The organism is Peribacillus sp. NPDC096448 (genome assembly GCF_044762675.1).
In the GTDB taxonomy this organism is placed as follows: domain Bacteria; phylum Bacillota; class Bacilli; order Bacillales; family DSM-1321; genus Peribacillus; species Peribacillus frigoritolerans_B.
The window spans coordinates 234893-255997 of the sequence record NZ_JBIWEU010000006.1 but is presented as its reverse complement, the minus strand read 5'-3'; the positions used below and the strand labels follow the sequence as shown (position 1 = coordinate 255997).

The window sequence follows — 21105 nt, the reverse complement described above, 5'->3', positions numbered from 1 at the left end:
CGGCCGTTCGTTACCATTTTTCGTCCTTCATGTGAAGAATTCCGTCCTACGGCACAGATAGAGCCTCAATAAAAACAATCTGGGCCGTTTGCTAAAAATGATTAATTCCGTAAAATAGTTGCTTTTCTTCTTATTAACTGTCAAGCTTAGATGATCTGGACTATATTGAATAGAACAAGTAGGTGACGAACATGATTGAAGTTAAAACTTCCACACTCAGTGATGGTGAGTTCAATAGAGGCGTATTCGCAACACGAGATATTAAAAAAGGTGAGCTTTTGCATGAGGCACCTGTCATTGCATATCCGAACGAGGAGCATGTTTTCATAGAGAAAACATTGCTGGCTGATTATGCGTTTGAATATGGAATTAACCATACTGCCATGCTTTTAGGCTATGGCATGCTGTTTAATCATTCTTATACACCCAACGCTACGTATGACATAAACTTCAAGAATCATACGTTTGATTTCTTTGCTTACACCGACATAAAGGCAGGAGAAGAAATCCTGATCAATTATAATGGTGAAGTCGATAATGAGGATCCGCTTTGGTTCAATAAAGAAAATGACGGCGAAGATGAAGCTGAATGATCATTGATCCTTCATGAAAGCACTTGTACTTTTGAATACCTTTCCATGGTCTTCGAAATAAACGAGTGCTTTTCCTTTTACGGCATGAATTCACTGGGATTTTAATCGTTAATGGTTTACTAAGAGAATGTTAAGCAATAAAAAAAGCCCCATTAAGAATAACTTAATGGGGCTTTTTGAATCGAATGCTCACATCCCGAACCATGATTTATTACACTCTCTAGTTTGGAGAAATTCGCATCACTCCTGCCAACCGAGACTCCATTTGAGCCAAGAGGCTTGGCAAACAGTCGACGGAAATTAATGGTTCTTCTCTAAGTTTTATTTCACCTTAACGTACGGATGGGTTACTTGATTTAGTTTTGGTTATTGATTGGAATTGGCTCTTAACCTTATCAATGGTTTCTGGGGTGGCTAGGGATCTTATTTGACTCATGGTTTTTTCACGGGTTTTCTTATTGCGCATTAAAAATGCAGCTGCTCCTATCAGGACGGTTCCAAGCATTTTGTTTGATGGCATGTTAGTTTCCTCCTTCAAGTTAGTCATATATAGTATTCCCTCTATCAGCTGATTTAAACAAAAGCATCCTTTTGAAAGAGCGGTCCCGCTTTTATTCATCCTCGCTCAGGCTTTCGATAAACTTTATGCTTTCAGGATTTTTCACCACTTTTTCCGCTTGATCCGGATCAGCTTTCGTTTTCTTCATGTTGTTAAGTTTATATGTCAGCACTCTTTTCACTGACTCGTTAATTCTATCCATTGGAACTTCCCCTGCTTTTACTGCTTGCAGTAATCCGTCATATACCTCAAGCTCATGGGAATATTCATGACAGACAAGTAATAAGTCAGCTCCTGCAAGGATTGCCTGCTTCCCCATCTCTTCATAGGAGAAATACTTGTTCACAGCTCCCATTTCCAAATCGTCGGTAACGACAAGTCCTTCATATTTGAGTTTCCCCCGAAGCAGGTCTTCTATGATGATTTTAGAAAGGCTTGCAGGTTTTTCTTTATCATAGGCTGGATATTTAATGTGGGTCACCATTACGAAAAACTTTTGGTTATCCATTTCACTTATGATTTGCTTGAAAGGATAGATATCCGAATTTTCCAGATCTAGTTGGTTTGCCTCCACGGAAGATGTTTCGACATGCGGATCGATTTCGCTGCGTCCGTTTCCCGGAAAGTGCTTCAATGCACCAGTTATCGAAACATCATTCAAGCCTTGAATGGCTTTCCTTCCGTATTGATAGACCATTTCCGGATCTTGCCCCAATGAACGCTTATCCGTTTTCGATAGATCAAGTACAGGGGCAAAATTAATGTTAATCCCCATGGAGCCCAGTTCTGTCCCATTCAACTTGGCCACCTTGTACATGTCTTCAATGGAGGCATTTTTCCCAAGATCCTGTTGAGCAGGGAGGGGCGATACCCTTTCCTTCATCCTCATGATGTCCCCGCCTTCCTGATCGATGGCCACCATCAATGGTAGCGAATGTGTACTTTGATCGGCCGTTTGCTGAAGCGAATTGGATAACCTGGCCACTTGTTTAGGTGATTTCATATTACGGTCAAAATAAATGACGCCTCCTATATGTTTTTGTTCGATGAGCTCCGTAATTTCATCGCTCTTTTCAGTTCCCTTGAAACCGACCATCATAAGCTGTCCGATTTTTTCTTCAAGCGTCATTTTTTTCAGCAATTTCTCTATTTTCTCATGACTATCCGCATCGGCGTCCTCCTCTTTTTCCGCCCTGGAATTCACATCCATATTCAACTGAATGAACACTGCTGAAAAAGCGAGGATTGCGATGAAAAGCAGGCCCATATATATTTTTTTATTCTTCATGCTTTGACCTTCATTGACATTTTCTCTGTCCTTTCTTGATTGCCCTTTTATTGATTTCATTGCACACTTCTTAATCATGTTCATAAAGTGACAATTCTATATCATCATTGCGGATTTTTTTGCATAAAGCATTAGCCGAGTACCATACTACATACATAGCCTAATTCAAAGGAGATGCCCCCATGAACGGAATCTTGAAGAATATTGCCGTCACCTTCAGCCATGCAGTCGATTATGCAAAAGAAAAAATAACAGCCATAACGGGAACAACTTCAGTTACGATAGCGGAATTGAGTGAACACATCATCAATCAGCCCGAAACAAAACTAATCAGGAAAAACCTTTTAGGGATCCCTTTTTCTTTTTATCATTTACAAAAAGAAGACGTCACGTACTATTTGGAAATGAAAAGCTCACAGATTCTCCAGTTGGATGTTCAAGCGCATAATCATACGATTGTGTCTTACAGGTCTTATCGAGATAAATCCAGCTTGCCCACGGCCATTAGATTTCCTAAAACCCTTTTATCCGAATGACTCTGGTACAAAAACCAAAAAGCCGATACCCCCTGCATATGGGGTTATCAGCTTTTTTTCATCTTATAGGGAGAAAAAACGGTCTCTTTCACTTGAAATCCATTTCTCGGCACCTTCCTCATCCTTTTTAACCAAGCGGTTAACGAGGATATCATGCCAAATGTAGTTTTCGAGAAAATTGATATGAATGGGATCATCTGTGTAGAACGCCGTTTCTCTCGTTTCGGGGGAAGGGCCGTAAATCGTCTCCTTGCCATCAATGGATAAGATGAACCATTTGTTTTCTCCGATATTTTCCACATAGCTTGTTTTGCGATGTATATCTATACCTGATAATGGGTTTTCAACCTGAAATGCAATCCCCTTGAGTGTGCAATGCGCGGCGACCCCTTTTAGCTCTTGTTCAAGTTTTCCATACATCTCGTCCCATAAGGAAACCACCACCCTTTTCTCGGCTTTGTGAATCAAAGTACGGCAGAAGGATAGGATGTGCCCTTCACCTTTAAGTGTCATTACACGATTGTCGGACATCGGTTCGATTTTCTCGAATTGTTTTAGTGTATGGCTGATGGATTGATAGGTATTGTTCCATTTTGATTGAACCGATTCCAAAAAAACATCGACTGGAAGCGGCGAATATTTTATCGAGTCATTGATTTCCTCTTTTAAGACGATTCCTTCTTCTTGCAGTCCATTTAATATTTCATAGATTCGGGCCCTTGGAATTCCTGATTCCTTGCTTACTTGATAGGCACTGGTTGGGCCTTGGCGAACCAAAGAAACATAAGCCTTTGCTTCATATTGACTAAACCCGAGAGACTGTAGTTTTTGAATGATATCTTGCATAGTACCTCCTAGTGCTTTTAGTAAGTTATATGCCTATCATACCAAATCTCTTATCGAAATCTATTCGATTTCAAACGGTATGACTCGAATATTCTTATTTACAGGACAGTTCATATTAGTTACTATCTAAATAGTGACTAATATGAAAACTTGGGTTATGGCTTCAGCAAAACAAGCATTTCAGCCATAATGCCATTGATAAGGAGGCTTCTTGGATGGAAGATATACATATTTCAACACTTTTGCTGCTGATGATTTTCGGGTTTTTGGCAGCATTCATCGATTCCGTGGTCGGCGGCGGTGGCCTGATCTCGATACCCGCTTTATTATTTTCAGGACTTTCCCCGTCAGCAGCGATCGCGACGAATAAGTTAGCAAGTTCCATGGGGTCTTTAACAAGTACCATTGCCTTCATTCGCTCAGGTAAGGTTGATTTCAAATTGGTTTCCAAACTTTTCCCATTGATTTTCATAGGTTCCCTGCTAGGAGCTTGGGTTGTCAATTTCGTCTCTCCTGAATTATTAAAGCCAATGATCTTGGTCCTATTAATAGCTATTGCCATTTATACCTTTTTTAAAAAGGACTGGGGCCAGAAATCGAATTACCATAAACTCACATGGAAAAAGGCTGCACTATTTGCGTTCGCTATATTTGCCATTGGTTTTTATGATGGGTTTTTGGGCGCTGGAACGGGATCTTTCATTTTGTTTGCCTTTTTAATGATCGGCTTTGATTTTTTGCACTCTGCAGGAAATGCAAAATTTTTGAACTTCGGAAGTAATTTGGCAGCACTCATGATGTTCATATTCCTTGATACCGTTAACTTTTCCTATGGAATTCCAATGGGGATCTCCATGATAGCAGGAGCGTTGGCCGGTTCTAAATTTGCCATTAAGAAAGGAGTGGCATATGTAAGAGTATTATTTATCATCGTAACCGTCATTCTGATCATGAAAAATATAATGGATTACTTAATGGACGGCTAATCTTTTTAAAAAATAGACTACAGCACATTGTGTTCTCCACACAGAATGTGACATATGGGGATTATTTGGGTATATGATAGATATAGACTGTGTGGAAAGGTGTGATTGGATGATTGAAAAGTGGAATGGCGAAGAAATGGCAGATGTATCGGGGAAAACCATTGTGATTACTGGTGCCAATAGTGGGCTTGGCTTCGAAACGGCTTTTGCACTGGCCGGTAAGGGGGCAGAAATCATCCTTGCGGTCCGGAATGCTTCAAAGGGTGAAAAGGCGGTCGATAGAATTTTATCGGTCCATCCTAAGGCAAATGTACGTGTGATGCAGCTGGATTTAAGTGATTTAAGCAGCATTCGGCAATTTGCCGATTCTTTTCAGGAAAACTATGAATCTCTCTCCGTCCTCATCAATAACGCAGGTGTGATGATTCCGCCCTACAGTAAGACGAAGGATGGCTTCGAGCTGCAATTCGGCAGCAATCACCTCGGTCATTTTGCTTTGACAGGCCTCCTTCTTCCGCGTATCCTTTCTACGCCAAAATCGCGTGTGGTCACATTGAGCAGCTTGGCCGCCATCAATGGATATATAGACTTCGACAATCTAAATGGTGAAAACGGTTATAAACCAATGAAATACTATGGGCAAAGCAAGCTGGCCAATCTACTCTTCGCCCGCGAATTACAGAATAAATTCAACCAGCATGGCGCAACCCCGATCAGTGTTGCCTGTCATCCGGGCCTTTCCCATACTAATCTCATGTCACGCGGTTCTGGCAAACCCATAAATAGATTCGTGCACTTTCTTTCCAAAACCATCACCCAGCCGGCAAGTATGGGGGCATTGCCCACCCTTTATGCCGCAACGGAACCTGCATTGACAGGCGGGGAGTATATCGGACCCGATGGAAAGAAGAGCAGAAAAGGCTTTCCCAGAAAAGACGAGATCATCGATACCTTATATAATGAAGAAACTTCGAAAAGATTATGGGATCTTTCAGAAACCTTGACAGAGGTCAAATATCGTTTCACTGAAAGCATTACGCCAAAATGACTTTATATTTCCCCTGTCTTCGCATGAAGTGCAAAAAGAAAGAGGGAGCATAATGCCCCCTCTTTTCGCTTCCATCATTCAGCGTCAAAAACTTCGACTTTTTCCATTTTGTCGCCATTTTTCATGGCTTTGGCTGTTTCAAGTCCAGATGTCACTTTACCGAATACTGTGTGAACACCGTTAAGATGCGGTTGTGGTTCATGCACGATGAAGAATTGGCTTGAGCCTGTGTCTTTTCCAGCATGTGCCATAGATAGGCTTCCTGCCTCATGTTTATGAGGGTTTCCTTCTGTTTCACATTTGATTTGCTTGCCGCTTCCGCCTGCGCCTGTACCTGTTGGATCTCCGCCTTGGCTTACGAAACCAGGGATTACACGGTGAAAGACTACGCCATTATAAAATCCTGTGTTTGCCAAGTTTTCGAAGTTAGCCACTGTGTTCGGTGCTTCGTTCGGGAAAAGGTCGAATTCGATTTTTTCTCCATTTTCCATAAGTATGTATCCTTTTTTAGCCATGTTAAACATCTCCTTCAATATGAACTTAATCAAATCTAATAGTACCATTTTTATACGCAGAAAGAAAAGCAAGCGCTACTTATTTCGAATTGTATCATTATACATTCCAATATTTTTTCTTTTATAATGGGGTAGATTCATTATTATAAGGGGGAACGAACCATGATACAGCAATTCGATGCGTTAGTCGTGAACAAGCAAGATGATCAATTCACCGTTAACATTCAGAAACTATCACTTGATGATCTACCTCAAGGCGAAGTGCTCATCCGTGTTCATTATTCCGGTGTGAACTATAAAGATAGCCTTGCAGCAACTCCAAATGGAAACATTGTCAGCAGCTATCCGATCGTTCCGGGAATTGATATGGCTGGTGTTGTCGTTTCATCTGAGGATTCCCGCTTTAAAGAAGGGGACGAAGTCATTGCGACCTCCTACGGGATTGGCGTTTCCCAATCAGGGGGCTATAGTCAATTTGCCCGTGTTCCTGCAGATTGGATCGTCCCGCTTCCTGATGGCCTTACAATGAAAGAGGCGATGATCATCGGAACGGCCGGTTTCACTGCAGCACTATCGGTACTGCGACTGGAAGAAAATAACCTCACACCTGGGCAAGGGAGCGTTCTCGTCACTGGTGCAACTGGCGGGGTCGGCAGTTTTGCCGTCTCGATCCTTTCCAAACTTGGCTATTCCGTTGAGGCGAGTACAGGAAAAGAATCGGAACATGGATACTTGAAGGAAATCGGCGCGGCGACCATTGTATCGCGTGAAGATGTATATGATGGCAAGCTGCGGGCTCTGGGCAAACAGAAGTGGAGCGGGGCGGTAGATCCAGTCGGCGGTGAACCGTTAGCTTCGGTCCTTAGCCAAATCAAGTATGGCGGAGCTGTGGCGGTCAGTGGATTGACAGCTGGGACAAGCCTTCCTGCCACCGTCTTTCCATTCATCCTAAGAGGTGTTAATTTACTTGGGATCGATTCGGTCAATTGCCCGATGGATACAAGATTGAAAGTTTGGCACCGCCTTGCCACCGACTTTAAACTAGAGCACTTGGAACAGCTCGTTCAACAGGAAATTACAATTGAAGAATTGCCTGACGTCCTTCCTACCCTATTAAAAGGGGAAGCTAGAGGCAGGACGATCGTTAAGCTATAACCCAAAAAGTGACGAGAGCAAGGCTTCTCGTCACTTTTCATTGTGAACTTTCATTGATAGGAAGACTGATATCCACAATCGTCCCTTCTCCCACTTCGCTGCTGAAATGAATTTCCCCATTATGCTCATGGATGATTTTAGTGCTGACCATGAGCCCAAACCCTGTTCCTTTTTCAGATGTGCTATAAAAAGGCTGCCCTAGATGCTTCATGCGTTCATTTGAGATTCCGCAGCCTTGATCAATGAACCGAATCATCACAGAGTCACCTTCATGGTTTAGCTGTATATGAAGTTTGCCGCCATTCGGCATGGCTTCTATCGCATTATTGACGACATTCGTGAATACTTGTTTTAACTGATTCGGTTCGCCAAAGACAGATGCCGAATCCGTATTATATTCCTTGATGATTTCGACATCATTCAATATCGCTTGAAACTCGGCTAACGTAATCACACTATCCAATAAATCGTTAAGCTGAATGAATTCACAAACCTTCGCTTCAGGCTCTGCTAAACTTAAAAACTCATTGGCCAGGATTTCGATTTTTTCAATTTCACTGACAATCATTTCAAGATAGTCCTTTTGCTCAGGGTCTTCCCTTAATAATTGCAAAAAGCCTTTGACCGTAGTTAATGGATTTCTTATTTCATGTGCGATGCCTGCAGCCATCTGCCCTACCGCCGATAACATATTGGATTTACAGAGTAGCTCTTCGGTCTTTTTACGCTCCGTAATATCCCTACAGAATACCTGTATGGCTGGTTGACCTTTATAAATAATCGGAAGACCGAGTGTTTCTCCATAGAATGCTTGTCCGTCAAGCCGAATGAACTTTTGTTCCAGTAAACCAACCGCCTGGTGATCGTCCCTCATGATTTCGATTCTTTTTTGTACACTTTCCCGGGACTCCAGGTGAACGAACTGGAAAACCGATTTACCGATAATATCTTCTACACTATCCATCCCAAGCATTTTTGCCCCCATGGGATTCATATACTCGATGATCCCATTGCGATGTACAAAAATCGCTTCAGGTGACACCTCCACTAAACTGCGATACCTTTGCTCGCTTTCCTTCAAGGCGGCTTCAGCAAGTTTTTGTTTCGTAATATCACGATAAACGAAAACCAATGCGCACGGCTCATTTTCATTATCGCGGATATTAAACAGGGAGATGCTTACATCGATTAACTGGCCATCCTTCCTTAACCTGACCGTTTCAAAGCCTTTCTTTTGTACCCCTGCCTTAATTTGGTCATGCAATTCATTGACTGACTCCTTCAAGAAATCAGGAATAATTGGAAACGGCATGCCAATGAGCTCATCATTCGTCCATCCGAATAACTCTTCAAAAGCTGCATTCACCTGAAGGGTCTTTCCTTCCAGATCAACAATGGAAATGGCGTCCGGGTTGTTCTCCATGAAAGACTTGAATTTCTCGGTACTATCCTCCGGATGCTGTTCTCCCATTTGCCCTTGTCCATAATTAATAAGCCTCTTACTCATCAATTTTTTATTCCTTTCTTATCCGGAAATTTACAGTCTCAATATTACAGTATCAGTAAATCATTTGCCAGTTTTATCATATGTTTTTTCCAAGTTAAGGATTGATGCACAAAGAGGCCAAACCTCCATAAGGTTCAGCCTGTTCCTTAAAATGTATTATAAATATTCGGGCATTCTGTACCTGTTGGTTCATAAAAGCAATGGAGCTTGAAACGCCCAACCAGGGGCTGATTATACCAGGTTGCCGGACAATCTCCCGGTGGCCTGAAGTACCATAGGCTAAATTTCGAAGGCCATAGCCTTTCGCCGCTAACGCTACGGCGCGCAAGCCACTTTTCCCTGTCCCTTGCCCGCTGATAAAAATACCCCTTCTGTACAGCTTCAAAGGCATGCTCCTGATAAATCATGTCTGGAATCGTCCTCAACCCTTTGAAATCGGAACAATTCGACCTAATCCGATTGACCCCTACATTACCGATCATCAGCATGCCTTGATCACCTTCACCCTCACCTTCCGCCCTAAGCAATCTTGCCAATAAGGCAATATCGGCATCAGTGTGCTTTACAACGGCCATCCCATCACCTCCACTTTTTTATCCTATGTCTCGGACATGGAAAAATACTCCGTTTATTAACAAAATCTTCATATGGAGTACACGTCCTATCAATAATACAGCCCTATACTTAAGTAAGGCTGGATAGCACGCGTGGCTATCATGGTATTTGGCGAAGGCGGGGCCAATACTTTCCTTATACATATAAAAAAGGCGGCACACATTGTGCCGTCTTTTATCTTGTCATTCTTTCGCTTCAAATGCCGCTTCAAACGCCAATGATACCTTCTCGAATTCTTCATCCGATTCGATATCGAGCAGTTCACCTTCGCCTTCGACCCTGAAAAAGAAAATATCGATATCTTCATCTGTATCCTCTTCAATATCTTCAAGCAAACCTACTGCAACATATTCCGTTCCTTCTACATCCAATGATCCTAAAACCTCAACCTCATGGCCTTCATCACTGTCATCAGTAAGGGTGAAAACTTCACCTTCACGAATTTTTCCCATACTACCTCTCCTCTCATATCCATTAATAATGGAGTTGTTTCCATAGTATATCGACTATTCCATTTAGAAACAAATTTTTGCCCTGAAAAATGATGAATACCTTTCTTTCCAAGAAAAGAATCTATCAAGAAATATTATGGAAGAAAAGTATTATCCCATAAGCCATTTGTTATTTTTCATTATTCACCAATACTTCCCCTTTATTAACATCATTTAAAAAATTATCTAAAACGGCTATAAAAAAGTAATTTAATTCCGAATAATCTTATATATACTAATATTAGCGAATTGCACCTAGATATAATGGAGGAGGAAGATTTATTGGCTGTGAAAAGGGTCGACCACATTGGCGTTGTTGTAAAAGATCTTGAAAAATCCATCGCCTTTTATCAAGATGTACTGGATTTAAAATTAAAAGCACGCATGACTCATACTAACGGGGTGATCGAACTGGCATTCCTCGGTTACGAAGAGTCGGACGAAACAGAAATAGAATTGATTCAGGGATATAGCGACACACTGCCATCCGAAGCAACGATCCACCATTTTGCCATTACCGTGGATGATATCGAAGAAGAATATGCCCGGATCAAAAGCTTGAATAACACCGAGCTGATTGATGAAGAGATCGTCACCCTTCCAAATGGTTATCGCTATTTCTACGTATATGGACCGGAAAAAGAGTGGATTGAATTTTTCCAAAGGTAAAAAGCATACTAAAAAGGCAGAGTCTTAGAGACTTCTGCTTTTTTAACGTTCACTTTGCAAGCCGCTTATTCAAGCTTAACAAAATTTACAGATAAAAATCTTTTCTTTACTTAAATGAAGGAATTTCTTAATATACTACATTTATCCTAAGATGTAATAATTATATTTTTTTGGAGGTATGCATTTTGGGGAAAATGAGCAAAAAGGTAGCAGGAATTACGTTAGCGGGCGCAGTGGCCATATCATCACTGGGTATTTCAACAATGAAGGAAGATGTTCAGGCAAAAGACAAGAAAAAAGAACCAACAAACGTCATCATGATGGTGATGGATGGAACAAGCACAGGAGCCACAACCCTTTCAAGGTGGTATAAAGGCGATAATCTAGCCATGGACGAAATGCTGACTGGCGGCATGCGTACATACTCAGCTGAATCGGCCATTACGGACTCAGCTCCTGCAGCAACAGCCCTTGCGACAGGAAATAAATCAAATGATAAATTTGTCGGTGTCCTGCCATCCATCGTTAATTCTCCAGGGCTCGATCCGGTTAATCCGAAAAATGCACAAAAACCAGTCGCTAACGTTTTGGAGGGTGCGAAACAAGCCGGAAAGGCTACTGGCATCATTTCTACATCTGAAATCCAGCATGCTACACCCGCAGGCTTCTCCGCTCACGTGACACACCGTAGCAATTATGGTGATATTGCGGAACAGCAGGTTTATCAGGGGATTGACGTCGTTTTGGGAGGGGGCAAAGAATCCCTTTTACCAGGTAAAACAAAAAATGCAAGAATTGATGGTGAAAACCTTTTGAAAGTGCTCGAGGAAGACAAATATGATTTTGTTGAAACCCGTGACGAGCTGTTAAACTCAAAATCGAATAAAATTTGGGGAAGCTTTGCACCAAGTGCCCTGGCATATGATTTAGATCGTAAAACAACAAAGCCAAGTGAACCCACTTTAGCTGAAATGACCAATAAAGCCCTTAAAACCTTGAAAAAAGATAAAGATGGTTTCTTCTTATTTGTCGAAGGAAGCAAGATTGACTGGGCTGCTCACGGAAACGACACGATCGGAATGATTAGTGATACTTTATCTTTTGATGATGCCGTGAACGAAGCCCTTAAGTTTGCAAAAAATGACGGAAACACGATGGTCATTGCAGTAACGGACCATGGGAACAGCGGAATTACAATGGGTAACGTAAACACGAACTCCTCCTACCCAGAAACACCCGTTTCAGCCTATATCGATCCATTAAAGAAAGCGAAGATGACTGTCGAAGGAGCTTTAAGTAAGTTGAAACCAGATCATTCCAATCTAAAAGAAGTTGCAGCACTGTATGGACTTGATGATCTGACTTCTGAAGAATCAGCAAAACTTACCTCTTCCAAAAACATAGGTGCTGAAATGACAAAGATGCTTGCTAACCGTGCCAACATTGGCTTTACAACTGGCGGTCATACAGGGGAAGACGTTTTCCTATACTCTTATGGCCCTTCAAAACCGACTGGATTAGTGGAGAATACAGATCTCCCTAAAAAAATGGCCGAATTCATGGGCTTTGATTTACAAAAATTATCGAATAAACTATACATGAATGCTAAAGATTCCTTTGAGAAAAAAGGATATTCTACCCGTATTGATGTGACAGACCCGAATAACCCAGTTTTCGTAGCGAAAAAGGGGCAGCAAAAAGTAGAGTTGCCTGCAAATAAGAATATCGTTATCAGCAAGACTCCTAAATCCACTAAACAAAAGGAAATAAATGCCATAACCGTTTACAACGGAAAAGACTTCTATATATCTGAACAAGCATTAAAGGCAGTCAAGTAAGCATCACATCTTTATAATGATGAAGGAGCCCTTGTTTTTAACAAGGGCTCAGACCGTTTATCAACTCCTTATCCTCCCTACGGTCCGGTAACGTTGACAGACACCATAAGTTAGCTTTCTACATGAAGAAAGGATTTTTTATGAGAAGAATTTATGAATATCTATTGATGAGAAAAAAGAAGTAGTTGAAAAATTAAAAGAAGATCTCAAAAAATTAGAACAGGAAATAAACCAAAATAAAAATTCCTTTTCGAGTTTTGTACGTGAAATCTTGTATAGTACACGTGATAAATGGAATTTAGAAATTGAAGAATTAGAAGAAGAAATTAAAGATAATTAAGCATATAAAAAGGTTCTTATCTAAAATTAGATAAGAACCTTCAGACTGTAGACAAACTCGAAGAAAAGCGGGTTTGCCCCCAGTTTTTTTATGGTTTGTACAATGAACGTTGATTTCCTCTCCAGGCACTCGCTTTCCACGGGCGGTCCGGGAGTCTCCTCGGCGCCTTTGCGCCTGCGGGGTCTCCCTGGGACTCGCTATACTAAGCAGGAGCCTCGCACATCCGCTCCAATCAACTTTGTTTAAAAATTCCGATGGAATCCCTTTTGTCTACAAACTCAGGAGCCCTTGTTTAACAAGGGCTCCTTTTCTTATCAATGATTTAGAACTCCCGCTTCACCAGCTTGACTTTTTGACACCCGGCAGCTGCCCTTTATGAGCAAGTTCCCTAAAAACGATACGCGACATGTTGAATTTGCGCATATATCCACGTGGCCTCCCCGTTACTCCACAACGATTATGGACCCTTGTCGGCGAGGAATCACGAGGGAGTTTGGCCAATGCGGCATAATCCCCTTTCTCTTTCAATTCCTTTCTAAGTTCTGCATACTTTTCGACCATTGCCAACTGTTTTTCCGCTTTTATCACCTTGGATTTTTTCGCCATTTTAATTCTCCTTTTTAAAGATCTTGATTTTATATCTATAAACTATTCACAATTCGTTCCGCTGCCTGTCTTGCTCCCGATATATTCCTGGATATCGGTCCCATTTCAAGTTCAGCCAATGCTCCCGTGACATATAAACCAGGTCCCCACTGCAACGACTGCGATACGATTGGATAACCACATTCCGCGCAGCGTAAATCATGCGACCGGATGACTGGCATCAGCCAATCCTTCCCTGGCATTGATGACTTAAAGCCGGTCGCTAAAAGGATCGTCCCGGTTTGTTGAATGACCTTTTCGTTTTTATCCCTAAGGCTGATATGCCCATCCCTCCACACAGCGTTTATCACCTCATCATCCATGACACGCAAAAATCCCTGTTTAACCTGATTCATCAGCGCTTTATGTAAGTCAGGTGGGATGGATCCCTTATTACGGGCCTGGATAATGGTCTCGCGTCTTTTTTGAAAGCTGGATATAGCACGGAAAGGTCGCTGTTTTTTCGGCCCCAACCAACCAGGATCACTGTCGAAATCATGAATTCTAAAATGATGCCGCTTCAGAACCGTTACATCATGGGGATAGATTTTACTCAGCTTTAAAGCGAGATGGACAGAAGATATGCCGCCCCCAATGATCGTTATGGGTCCTTGTAATTGTGTCAGGTCCGGAATATTTTCATCAAATATGTGGTAAATCGGACCCCCATGCTCTTGTTTGAATTGCCGTGCCCATTCAGGCCAATAAGGCTGTTCGCCAATACCAATTGAAATCACAAGTTTTTGTCCCTCAAGCCGTCGCTTGTTTTGCAATTGGATTTCCCAGCCCTGTCCCGTTTTGCAGGCAGAGATGACTTCCCCTTGCACCCATGCCTGCTTAATGGATAAATCATCAGCCAAGTGAACACAATGTTCATTGAAGGATTTTAGGGATGGCCGCTTATATTGGCCGTAAAAGTTATTTTTCCAGTCTGCCTTCTCCACATACTTCTGCAGGCTGAAGGGATTCACATCCAGATGGTGTACGGATGGAGAACGTAAATATGGCATTGAAATGACTTCCGTACAATGCTTCCATCTTGCTAATGGTTCTTCATTTCTATCCACAATCGCCAGCTGGTCCACCGTCGTTTTTCCTGACTTAAGTAAAAATGCAGCCATCGTCATACCTTGAATGCCTCCGCCAATAATGATCCATTCCAACATGAACTTCCCTCCTTTTACATCCATTCTCCCTTATAAATCATAATCTTTACGATTTAAATCTTAAAATTACTTCGTTTCACGGTGAAGCGTGTGTTTCTTCAATCGCGGGCAGTACTTTTTCAATTCGATCCTGTCCGGATTATTCCGCTTGTTTTTCGTCGTGATATAATTTCTGTCCCCTGATTCTGTGCATGCTAACGTAATGTTTACTCTCATTTTATTTCCTCCTAAAGTTTTTTAATGAACGATTTCAGTAAATGCAGGCAATCGATCTTCATACAGAGACCAATCCTGCTGCAACTCAATTTCCGTCAATAAGCATTGATCTAATTCATTTTCGATTTCCTGTTGATTCATATGAATGCCGATCATCACCAGCTCCGTCATCCTGTCACCGTATACCTCATTCCACCGTTCCAATAATTCAGGTGCTTCCTTTAAAATTTGGCGCTGTTCTTCCTCAGGGTAAGCTGCGATCCATTTACCGGCTGCTTGTAAAGTTAATGACGGTCCCGCTTGCGATAGCAGGCCTGCCGTATCATTTCTCGACGCCAGCCAAAGGAAGCCCTTCGCCCTCACCACTTGTACGGGCCAGTTTTCTAACCACTCCATCAGCCGTTCGGGGTGAAACGGTATCTTCCTCCTGTAAACGAAAGAAGAAATCCCATACTCCAAGGTCTCCGGGATATGCTCTTCATTCAATTCCTTTATCCAGCCCGCTCCTTGGCTTGCCTCTTCAAAGTCAAATAAATGTGTATTCAATACTTCCTTTAGCGGCACCTTGGAATGGTTTGTTTCAATGATCCTCGCATCCGCATTCATTTTATGAAGAACCGCTTTCAATTCCTCAACGGCGTCAGCATCCATAAGATCGATTTTATTTAACAGGATGACATTGGCGAACTCTATCTGATCTATTAATAGATCGACCACTTCCCTGCCATCCCCAGCATCAGTTGCCTGCATCCTGTCAATGAGTGTTTCTCCGGAAGTGAAGTCTCGCCAAAAATTATACCCATCAACAACGGTAACCATCGTATCAAGCCTGCAATATTCCGATAAATCAATTCCCATGCTTTCATCAACATAGGAGAAGGTTTGGGCTACAGGTACCGGTTCGCTTATCCCAGTCGATTCAATCACGATGTAATCAATGTCCCGTTGTTTCGCCAATTTTTCCACTTCAATCATCAAATCCTCACGAAGCGTACAGCAAATGCAGCCATTCTGCATTTCCACCAGTTTTTCATCCGTCCGGGTAAACCCTCCCTGTTTGACCAGCGAAGCATCAATATTGATTTCACTCATATCATTAACGATGACGGCAACCTTCAGATCATCCCTATTTTCAAGAATATGATTCAAAAGCGTCGTCTTTCCCGCACCAAGGTATCCACTCAATACCGTAACCGGAATTTTCTTCATCTCCATCCATTACCACTCCTTTACCTGATTTCTTTGCTGCGCTTAAATCAAAATCATTACGATTTAAATGTCGAAGTCATCTCCCATGTAAAAACACTCTTTAATAATAAAACGTAATCATTACTATTTGCAAGTTTTTTTCAAATTTGCCTGCGAATACTTCTCCTGAACCAACGTAATCACGCTTGATCCGACACACGGATAAATGAAAGGTGCTGACATAAAACTTAAATCAACAAAAATTAAATGGAAGCCCAATCACACATCACATCATGTGTATGGAACCTCCATTGCAGGTTTATCATTTAATGTACTTCTATATTTACAAGCAGCTGATCATCATCCAATACATTTTTCTTTTTCTTTGTTGCAAATAGAGAAAAAAATTATTGGCTTATTCCGCCATTTCCCACCCTGAAGATGTTACTGTCTTTTGTTCAAAAGTTTCAATCTCTCTCTGTTTCGCCAGTTTAGAAGCTTGTGATACGGACCACGTTAAATTCCCAAAGGCAATCACTGTCCCGATCGAGATAACTAACACCTTTTTACAAAGTATTTTCTTCAATAGCTTCCTCCTGAGAATGTATTGGAATACTCTAAATATAAACCAACATTGTTAACCTAACATGTAGCTTCTGTAAATGTACAAAATTATTTTTATACATATGTAAACACAAAAAAGCTGAGTGCATATGCAGTCAGCTTTTAAGGTGTTTCTTATTTATAAAACACTTTGTCGACGTTGTATTTAGCATGAAGTTTATTGATCATGTACGTTTCATAGATTTCACGTTCCATAGCATCTTCAACTAAAAGAATGTCAATTTTCTTGACTTCATTACGATGCTCTTTAATCGGAGATACATTATCCTCGAAATGCTTCTTGACCCTTGGTCTTAATTTACGGGCTTTACCGACAAAAATCAGCTCATCGTTTTCATTGTAAAACAAGATGATGCCGCCTTTATCACGGGGAATCAAATGAAAATCGATAAACCCGTAAATTTCAGGAATGACAGGTTCGTCTCCTTCTATAACTTGCTTTCTTTGTTTGATGCTTATATCCGCTTCAGGGATTTCAATTTTGATCATTACAATTCACGTCCTCTATTTGTATAAGGTGAAACTTTCAATCGGAATCAAAATACCGGTTTCACGCCAAGCCAATCACTATAATCTTAAAGGTAAATGGTATCATAATTATGAGTGAAAAGCCATGTATGCCTTGATCGGTTTAAGATTGATTCTAAATATAAAGAAGAAGACTCGCTGGGAGCCTCCTTCTTTATCGGAAATATCCGTTACCACCTGTGAGCCTTTGCATTGCTTCTTAGTATAATGTTTGTTTGCGATTCTTGCGTATGCCCATTAACTTGAGATTTTGAACGCTTAGGTCTTGTCCAATTATGGTGAAACTTTTGAGAATGTGGATCTAATTGATCTTTATAGCTCATTCTGTGTCACCTCATCATTAGGATTTGGATATTCCGTTCAGTGATAGTAATCCCCATCACTTGTTCTAGTATTTTATTTTTCCAAGGCATTTATACATATCCTTTAAAAAGCGAATTCGGCTGGCTTGCCTTTTGCAAGCACTTCCCCTGATTCATCCACCGCATCACTTGTCATGACGGATATGCCTTTTATGTTTCCATCATTTAGAATGAAACCAATGTTTCCGCTTTTTGAACCGTTTCCTTCTATTTCACCAGTAAGTTCTTCCAAGTAGATCTCATCTTCCCATGTCAGATGTTCCCCTCTGTCCGTTTCAAGGAAAGCAACTGGCGAAAACTTAACATTTTTATCCGTATTGTTTTTAATTTCCACGTTCACTTTTACGATATCGAAATTTTCATCAGGCGTATAGCCGTGGAAGAAATCGATCATGCTGTAATCCGGAGTGGCATGCATCACTTTCATTTCTTTGACCTTAACCTCGATCGGACCAACATTCAACGTTTCATTCACCTTTTTATAGGCCTTCAAAGTTAATTCGCCTTTGGCATCGGAAACGTTCTGTCCAATCTGGTTCAAGTTTATATCATCAGGAAGCTTTGGATTCGGAACATAGACATCCTTTTTTTCCAGTGGTCGTGCAATTTCCTCTGTTTTTTCTTTAGCTGTCGGTTCTTCTTCGTAAGCTGGTTGGGTATTAAGTGCACCAAATGCCGTTAATAACAGGGCACCAATCATCAGTCTGTTCATTGAATCCCTCCCTGAAGTCATTATTTCTTTATTAGATCAAAAATGATTTTGGCTTGATCCGTGTTATCGACAGAAGGCGTTTCACTTGGGCGGTCAATCATTTTCGGCAGTCCTTCAGAAGCGAATAAACCAAGGACCTGTTCATTTTTGTCCTTAAGCATTTTATTTTTATCAGTCACATAACTGTAACCGTCTTTTTCGAAGGCTTCGCCAAATTGACATCAGGCCGGACAAAATCGGACTTCCCACCGCCCAATAGGACGTCAATTTTATGTTTGCCCTTGATTAAGTCGTTATAAATAATCGTCTGTGATTTGGGTTACCCTTTGCCGAAACACGATCCGCACCGGACCATGATAAACTTCCAAATGCTAAGCAGAAACGAGCGTGATGGGTAAAACCTTTTACCCCATGTGCGATTTAATTTAACTATAGGTGAAGAAAATGAACTCAATGTCAAGGCTATGTAAAAATGCGACAGGATAATTGATAAGACAAGGTAAAGGCAGCATGTGGAATTATTGGTTATTCAGGAAAATCATCAGCAAAGGGGGCATGTTACAGGCCACTCAGCGCCTTCAAATCGGGTGATTTGTTAGAGTTTGAAAGTGTTTTAAATAAAAAAAATAAAGCATCCAATCAGGATGCTTCAGGGCAGACTGCAGACAAATTCGATACCTACAGTTTTTTCTTTGAAAAACGTTATATTTTTTTTCGGAAATCCGCTTTTTTTCGCCGACTGACTGTCAAGCCTCCTGCCACAAGCATCTAGCGGAGTCTCTGCTAGCCAGTTATTTCTGCAGGAAAAATCATGAAGTATAAACTATTCTTAAACCGTTCGGGATGAGACCAGCCTACAGTTTTACTTTAAAAACCATTCCAGTTGATTGGAACGGAAGGTACGAAACTCCTGCGGGAAAAACGTGTCCAAGGGAGATCCCACAGGCGCAATGGTGCCGCGGGCGGACCGCCCGCGGAAAGCGAGTACCTGGAGTGGAGATCATGTTCCAGTTGATTTAAGAAACCCGCCCACTTTCCCCCCTTTTCGCCGACAAACTGAAGCGCTCCATTCAAAGAGCGCTTTTTTCACTATTCTTTCTCTACAACTAAACATTCCAAGGCACGGGCCGCATTCACTCTCGCCACCTCGATTGAATCGGCAGACGACAGGGCGACCGCAACCCTTCTACCTGCCTTTGTAACAGGTTTTCCGAAAAGGCGCACTTGTGTATTAGGTAAAGCCAAGGCCTGTTCAACACCGACTATTGAATATTCCGATAACTCATCTTGCGCTTTTAATGGACGGCTGGCACCCGGGCTGATCAGTTTGATTTCCGGGATGGGGAATCCTAGAATCGCCCTGATATGAAGGGCAAACTCGGACAAATTCTGTGTCACCAATGTCACTAACCCCGTATCATGCGGACGTGGGGAAACTTCACTGAAATAGACTTTATCCCCTGAGAGGAAAAGCTCTACCCCGAATAATCCATACCCGCCAAGTTCATCCGTAATGGCATGTGCAATTCTTTTCGCTTCCATTATTTGCGCTTCTGTCATTTTATGCGGCTGCCAGGATTCAATATAATCCCCGCCCTGCTGAATGTGACCGATGGGGGCACAAAACATGGTACCATTTACGGTCCGGACAGTAAGCAGCGTGATTTCCGAATCAAAACGGATAAATTCTTCAATGATCACCCGTCCATTTTGAACCCGGCCTCCTTCCATCGCGATTTTCCAGCAATCCTCCAGGTCACCTTCCGTGCGGCACACACTTTGCCCTTTACCGGAAGAACTCATCAGCGGTTTGACTACATTGGGAAAACCAACTTCCTTGGCAGCTTGGACAAATTCTTCATAAGTATTTGCGAATTTGTAGGCTGCTGTCGGAATCTCCAGAGTTTCAGAAGCCAACCTCCTGATTCCTTCACGATCCATAGTCAATTTAGCCGCTCTTGCCGTAGGAATGACATGAAAGCCTTCCTCTTCCAACTTGACTAATTCGGATGTGGCGATGGCTTCGATTTCCGGTACAATCAAATCGGGTCGTTCTTTCTCTACAACTCCCCTTAGTTGTTCCGCATCCAGCATATCGATCACATAACTGCGATGAGCGACTTGCATGGCAGGGGCATGTTCATAGCGGTCTACAGCAACGGTCTCCACACCAAGTCGCTGAGCTTCAAGTATGACCTCTTTCCCCAATTCACCCGAGCCCAATAATAAAATCTTTTTCGATTTATACATTCAGTCTCTCCTCCTTAATACTTCAAAATCATTATATACGAACTATAAACGAATAAACATAAATACTTATTCGTATTTGTACTTATAATTATATCGATAAATATAAATAAACCTATCCATTTAAGTTTTTTCACAAGCCATCTCGTAAAGAGACCAGTTCACTGGAGCCTCCCCATTCAGCATTTATGACGGAGGAAATACATCTTGCAAAGAATCGATAATCCCCATTACCTTCTGCTGAAAAGGAGAGCATGAAGCGAATGTCGAAATTTGCATTACGATTATTTTTGAAAATGTAAGCGCTTTCTATTATAATTGAATTAGGTTGGATGGCATGCGTGGCCGTCACAGTATCTGGCGTAGGTGGGGCCGATACTAGCGCTAAAGAAGTTAAACTTCTTTACCGTAAAACTATTAGAATTCCTTTT

The 21105-nt window shown here is 41.7% G+C and carries 23 protein-coding genes and 1 pseudogene; 7 read left to right on the top strand and 17 right to left on the bottom strand.

What is annotated here, in order from left to right:
* The first annotated feature begins 191 nt into the window (after positions 1-191).
* On the top strand, positions 192-593 hold the full coding sequence (locus ACIQ0C_RS13050; RefSeq protein WP_034310428.1) for an SET domain-containing protein: 402 nt from the start codon (positions 192-194) through the stop codon (positions 591-593).
* 331 nt (positions 594-924) lie between these two features.
* Here the strand turns inward: ACIQ0C_RS13050 and ACIQ0C_RS13045 are convergent, their stop codons facing one another.
* Together ACIQ0C_RS13045 and nagZ are read right to left on the bottom strand one after the other, a co-directional pair.
* Entirely contained in the window at positions 925-1113 is a 189-nt protein-coding gene (locus ACIQ0C_RS13045; RefSeq protein WP_034310424.1) for a hypothetical protein, read from the bottom strand.
* A gap of 91 nt (positions 1114-1204) precedes the next feature.
* Positions 1205-2500 (bottom strand): beta-N-acetylhexosaminidase, encoded by a 1296-nt coding sequence (gene nagZ / locus ACIQ0C_RS13040; RefSeq protein WP_403060433.1) that lies wholly within the window; start codon positions 2498-2500, stop codon positions 1205-1207.
* A 122-nt stretch (positions 2501-2622) separates the two neighbouring features.
* Here nagZ and ACIQ0C_RS13035 point away from each other — a divergent pair, with 122 nt between their 5' ends.
* Positions 2623-2976: a hypothetical protein gene (locus ACIQ0C_RS13035; protein WP_402836258.1), complete on the top strand. Its 354-nt coding sequence runs from the start codon at positions 2623-2625 to the stop codon at positions 2974-2976.
* A 63-nt stretch (positions 2977-3039) separates the two neighbouring features.
* Here the strand turns inward: ACIQ0C_RS13035 and ACIQ0C_RS13030 are convergent, their stop codons facing one another.
* Positions 3040-3822: a TrmB family transcriptional regulator gene (locus ACIQ0C_RS13030; protein ID WP_403060430.1), complete on the bottom strand. Its 783-nt coding sequence runs from the start codon at positions 3820-3822 to the stop codon at positions 3040-3042.
* 215 nt (positions 3823-4037) lie between these two features.
* On the opposite strand from ACIQ0C_RS13030, the gene ACIQ0C_RS13025 reads away from it, so the two are divergent.
* Positions 4038-4808: a sulfite exporter TauE/SafE family protein gene (locus ACIQ0C_RS13025; RefSeq protein WP_402836254.1), complete on the top strand. Its 771-nt coding sequence runs from the start codon at positions 4038-4040 to the stop codon at positions 4806-4808.
* Between the two features lie 109 nt (positions 4809-4917).
* A complete protein-coding gene (locus tag ACIQ0C_RS13020) occupies positions 4918-5856 on the top strand; it encodes an oxidoreductase (RefSeq protein WP_403060427.1) in 939 nt (312 codons plus the stop codon).
* A 74-nt stretch (positions 5857-5930) separates the two neighbouring features.
* Here the strand turns inward: ACIQ0C_RS13020 and ACIQ0C_RS13015 are convergent, their stop codons facing one another.
* Complete coding sequence (locus tag ACIQ0C_RS13015) at positions 5931-6371, bottom strand: peptidylprolyl isomerase (RefSeq protein ID WP_192206864.1); 441 nt, start codon at positions 6369-6371, stop codon at positions 5931-5933.
* A gap of 162 nt (positions 6372-6533) precedes the next feature.
* Between ACIQ0C_RS13015 and ACIQ0C_RS13010 the strand changes: the two genes are divergently transcribed.
* Positions 6534-7526: an NADPH:quinone oxidoreductase family protein gene (locus ACIQ0C_RS13010; protein ID WP_403060424.1), complete on the top strand. Its 993-nt coding sequence runs from the start codon at positions 6534-6536 to the stop codon at positions 7524-7526.
* 37 nt (positions 7527-7563) lie between these two features.
* On the opposite strand, the gene ACIQ0C_RS13005 is transcribed toward ACIQ0C_RS13010, so the two are convergent.
* The 3 genes from ACIQ0C_RS13005 to ACIQ0C_RS12995 form a co-directional block, all read right to left on the bottom strand.
* Entirely contained in the window at positions 7564-9033 is a 1470-nt protein-coding gene (locus ACIQ0C_RS13005) for a PAS domain-containing sensor histidine kinase (protein ID WP_403060421.1), read from the bottom strand.
* Positions 9034-9179: 146 nt separating this feature from the next.
* Positions 9180-9608, bottom strand: coding sequence for a cell wall hydrolase (locus ACIQ0C_RS13000; RefSeq protein ID WP_403060418.1), 429 nt, complete (start codon positions 9606-9608; stop codon positions 9180-9182).
* 222 nt (positions 9609-9830) lie between these two features.
* A complete protein-coding gene (locus ACIQ0C_RS12995) occupies positions 9831-10100 on the bottom strand; it encodes a DUF1292 domain-containing protein (RefSeq protein WP_034310405.1) in 270 nt (89 codons plus the stop codon).
* 321 nt (positions 10101-10421) lie between these two features.
* Here ACIQ0C_RS12995 and ACIQ0C_RS12990 point away from each other — a divergent pair, with 321 nt between their 5' ends.
* Both ACIQ0C_RS12990 and ACIQ0C_RS12985 read left to right on the top strand, forming a co-directional pair.
* A complete protein-coding gene (locus ACIQ0C_RS12990) occupies positions 10422-10808 on the top strand; it encodes a VOC family protein (protein WP_403060415.1) in 387 nt (128 codons plus the stop codon).
* 194 nt (positions 10809-11002) lie between these two features.
* Complete coding sequence (locus tag ACIQ0C_RS12985; RefSeq protein WP_403060537.1) at positions 11003-12646, top strand: alkaline phosphatase; 1644 nt, start codon at positions 11003-11005, stop codon at positions 12644-12646.
* Positions 12647-13322: 676 nt separating this feature from the next.
* Here ACIQ0C_RS12985 and rpsN read toward each other — a convergent pair.
* From rpsN to purT, 10 genes and pseudogenes are all read right to left on the bottom strand, one after another.
* Positions 13323-13592, bottom strand: a complete 270-nt coding sequence (gene rpsN / locus ACIQ0C_RS12980) for a 30S ribosomal protein S14 (protein ID WP_144478004.1) — start codon at positions 13590-13592, stop codon at positions 13323-13325.
* A 35-nt stretch (positions 13593-13627) separates the two neighbouring features.
* Positions 13628-14797 carry an NAD(P)-binding domain-containing protein gene (locus tag ACIQ0C_RS12975; protein WP_403060413.1) on the bottom strand — a complete coding sequence of 390 codons (1170 nt, stop codon included), beginning with the start codon at positions 14795-14797 and terminating at the stop codon, positions 13628-13630.
* 66 nt (positions 14798-14863) lie between these two features.
* The gene (gene rpmG, locus ACIQ0C_RS12970; RefSeq protein WP_034310390.1) at positions 14864-15013 is read right to left on the bottom strand and encodes a 50S ribosomal protein L33; all 150 of its coding nucleotides are present in this window, start codon (positions 15011-15013) and stop codon (positions 14864-14866) included.
* Between the two features lie 21 nt (positions 15014-15034).
* Positions 15035-16228: a GTP-binding protein gene (locus ACIQ0C_RS12965; RefSeq protein WP_403060410.1), complete on the bottom strand. Its 1194-nt coding sequence runs from the start codon at positions 16226-16228 to the stop codon at positions 15035-15037.
* 388 nt (positions 16229-16616) lie between these two features.
* Positions 16617-16787: a hypothetical protein gene (locus ACIQ0C_RS12960; protein WP_153246133.1), complete on the bottom strand. Its 171-nt coding sequence runs from the start codon at positions 16785-16787 to the stop codon at positions 16617-16619.
* Between the two features lie 152 nt (positions 16788-16939).
* Positions 16940-17320 carry a nucleotide excision repair endonuclease gene (locus ACIQ0C_RS12955; RefSeq protein ID WP_403060534.1) on the bottom strand — a complete coding sequence of 127 codons (381 nt, stop codon included), beginning with the start codon at positions 17318-17320 and terminating at the stop codon, positions 16940-16942.
* Between the two features lie 203 nt (positions 17321-17523).
* Positions 17524-17676, bottom strand: coding sequence for a YpzG family protein (locus ACIQ0C_RS12950; protein ID WP_072272311.1), 153 nt, complete (start codon positions 17674-17676; stop codon positions 17524-17526).
* Between the two features lie 103 nt (positions 17677-17779).
* On the bottom strand, positions 17780-18427 hold the full coding sequence (locus tag ACIQ0C_RS12945) for a DUF4352 domain-containing protein (RefSeq protein ID WP_403060407.1): 648 nt from the start codon (positions 18425-18427) through the stop codon (positions 17780-17782).
* Between the two features lie 20 nt (positions 18428-18447).
* Positions 18448-18624: pseudogene (locus tag ACIQ0C_RS12940) on the bottom strand (alkaline phosphatase); the annotation flags it as partial.
* An 892-nt stretch (positions 18625-19516) separates the two neighbouring features.
* On the bottom strand, positions 19517-20677 hold the full coding sequence (gene purT, locus ACIQ0C_RS12935; protein ID WP_403060405.1) for a phosphoribosylglycinamide formyltransferase 2: 1161 nt from the start codon (positions 20675-20677) through the stop codon (positions 19517-19519).
* Between the last annotated feature and the right edge of the window lie 428 nt (positions 20678-21105).

What these genes read in the sequence shown, in the direction of transcription:
- ACIQ0C_RS13050 (WP_034310428.1), top strand. Translation starts at nt 192, where the DNA reads ATGATTGAAGTTAAAACTTCCACACTCAGTGATGGTGAGTTCAATAGA.
- ACIQ0C_RS13045 (WP_034310424.1), bottom strand. Translation starts at nt 1,113, where the DNA reads ATGCCATCAAACAAAATGCTTGGAACCGTCCTGATAGGAGCAGCTGCA.
- nagZ (WP_403060433.1), bottom strand. Translation starts at nt 2,500, where the DNA reads ATGAAATCAATAAAAGGGCAATCAAGAAAGGACAGAGAAAATGTCAAT.
- ACIQ0C_RS13035 (WP_402836258.1), top strand. Translation starts at nt 2,623, where the DNA reads ATGAACGGAATCTTGAAGAATATTGCCGTCACCTTCAGCCATGCAGTC.
- ACIQ0C_RS13030 (WP_403060430.1), bottom strand. Translation starts at nt 3,822, where the DNA reads ATGCAAGATATCATTCAAAAACTACAGTCTCTCGGGTTTAGTCAATAT.
- ACIQ0C_RS13025 (WP_402836254.1), top strand. Translation starts at nt 4,038, where the DNA reads ATGGAAGATATACATATTTCAACACTTTTGCTGCTGATGATTTTCGGG.
- ACIQ0C_RS13020 (WP_403060427.1), top strand. Translation starts at nt 4,918, where the DNA reads ATGATTGAAAAGTGGAATGGCGAAGAAATGGCAGATGTATCGGGGAAA.
- ACIQ0C_RS13015 (WP_192206864.1), bottom strand. Translation starts at nt 6,371, where the DNA reads ATGGCTAAAAAAGGATACATACTTATGGAAAATGGAGAAAAAATCGAA.
- ACIQ0C_RS13010 (WP_403060424.1), top strand. Translation starts at nt 6,534, where the DNA reads ATGATACAGCAATTCGATGCGTTAGTCGTGAACAAGCAAGATGATCAA.
- ACIQ0C_RS13005 (WP_403060421.1), bottom strand. Translation starts at nt 9,033, where the DNA reads ATGAGTAAGAGGCTTATTAATTATGGACAAGGGCAAATGGGAGAACAG.
- ACIQ0C_RS13000 (WP_403060418.1), bottom strand. Translation starts at nt 9,608, where the DNA reads ATGGCCGTTGTAAAGCACACTGATGCCGATATTGCCTTATTGGCAAGA.
- ACIQ0C_RS12995 (WP_034310405.1), bottom strand. Translation starts at nt 10,100, where the DNA reads ATGGGAAAAATTCGTGAAGGTGAAGTTTTCACCCTTACTGATGACAGT.
- ACIQ0C_RS12985 (WP_403060537.1), top strand. Translation starts at nt 11,003, where the DNA reads ATGAGCAAAAAGGTAGCAGGAATTACGTTAGCGGGCGCAGTGGCCATA.
- rpsN (WP_144478004.1), bottom strand. Translation starts at nt 13,592, where the DNA reads ATGGCGAAAAAATCCAAGGTGATAAAAGCGGAAAAACAGTTGGCAATG.
- ACIQ0C_RS12975 (WP_403060413.1), bottom strand. Translation starts at nt 14,797, where the DNA reads ATGTTGGAATGGATCATTATTGGCGGAGGCATTCAAGGTATGACGATG.
- rpmG (WP_034310390.1), bottom strand. Translation starts at nt 15,013, where the DNA reads ATGAGAGTAAACATTACGTTAGCATGCACAGAATCAGGGGACAGAAAT.
- ACIQ0C_RS12965 (WP_403060410.1), bottom strand. Translation starts at nt 16,228, where the DNA reads ATGGAGATGAAGAAAATTCCGGTTACGGTATTGAGTGGATACCTTGGT.
- ACIQ0C_RS12950 (WP_072272311.1), bottom strand. Translation starts at nt 17,676, where the DNA reads ATGAGCTATAAAGATCAATTAGATCCACATTCTCAAAAGTTTCACCAT.
- ACIQ0C_RS12945 (WP_403060407.1), bottom strand. Translation starts at nt 18,427, where the DNA reads ATGAACAGACTGATGATTGGTGCCCTGTTATTAACGGCATTTGGTGCA.
- purT (WP_403060405.1), bottom strand. Translation starts at nt 20,677, where the DNA reads ATGTATAAATCGAAAAAGATTTTATTATTGGGCTCGGGTGAATTGGGG.